Annotated in this window: 1 protein-coding gene; it reads right to left on the bottom strand. The window is 56.1% G+C overall.

Annotated features, from left to right (window positions below):
- The coding region (locus MnOB_RS14040) for a histidine kinase dimerization/phospho-acceptor domain-containing protein (protein ID WP_305775757.1) at positions 1-321 on the bottom strand (321 nt) is incomplete at both ends.

The following is a 321-nucleotide window of genomic DNA, read 5'->3' as shown; positions in this document are numbered from 1 at the left end:
ACGTCTTCGGTTGAGATCAACTCGATTGCCAAGGGTTTTCCCTCCAGCAACTGTTGCCAGCGTTCCAGTTCCTGCTCAATCAGCGGACGCAAGGCGACACTGAAAGGTTGAGTACTCTCGGGCACTCGCGCCAGTTCCAACAGGGCGGTCATTTGCCGCGTGATATCCGCAGCGTTATGCCGAATATGCTCGGTTATCGTCAGTAACTTGGGATGATTCTTCAACCGCCTTCCCAGCACCTCTGCGGCGGCAAGCATTATCGTCAGTGGCGTACGCAGTTCATGACTGACGTCAGCCGTGAACCAGCGCTCACGCTGGAGC

The sequence above is a fragment of the Metapseudomonas resinovorans genome (assembly GCF_002003485.1).
In the GTDB taxonomy this organism is placed as follows: Bacteria; Pseudomonadota; Gammaproteobacteria; order Pseudomonadales; family Pseudomonadaceae; genus Metapseudomonas; species Metapseudomonas resinovorans_D.
This window is presented reverse-complemented; position numbering and strand designations above follow the sequence as displayed.